The organism is Christiangramia aquimixticola, from assembly GCF_048285835.1.
Classification (GTDB): Bacteria; Bacteroidota; Bacteroidia; order Flavobacteriales; family Flavobacteriaceae; genus Christiangramia; species Christiangramia aquimixticola.
Genome location: NZ_JBLVTL010000076.1, coordinates 1 through 356, shown reverse-complemented (window position 1 = coordinate 356; position 356 = coordinate 1). Strand labels below are relative to the sequence as shown.

1 protein-coding gene is annotated in these 356 nt (G+C 44.9%); it reads right to left on the bottom strand.

The window, feature by feature from the left end; genetic code table 11:
* On the bottom strand, positions 1-356 hold a 356-nt coding region (locus ACNKXV_RS13575), incomplete at both ends, for a PHP domain-containing protein (RefSeq protein WP_417908265.1).

Here is a 356-nt window from a genome sequence, read left to right as displayed (position 1 = left end):
CAAACTTGCAAGAGAAGTCCTTCTGCCCAAGTTTGTATGCCTCGCATTTGTCGACAATTTCTTGGGTACAGATGATGGCTTCGGGCAAATCCGCAAAAAGCTTCTTCATCTCCTCCGGGCTTTTGAGGTAGAATTCATCGTTGGGAAAACCATAACGAAATTCCCGTCCACGCTTTCCGATATACTTTTTAGGCTTTTCTACGAGTTCGCCGTCTTTCACACAGAGCAAAATGTCGTGAGCCTTGGCGTCCCCTTTGTCATTGTAGTAGGTGTTGTTTGCTGCGAAATATTTTACACCGTACTTGTGTGCAAACTCCAGAAGGACTTCGTTTACTTTTTCTTCTTCAGGGATTCCG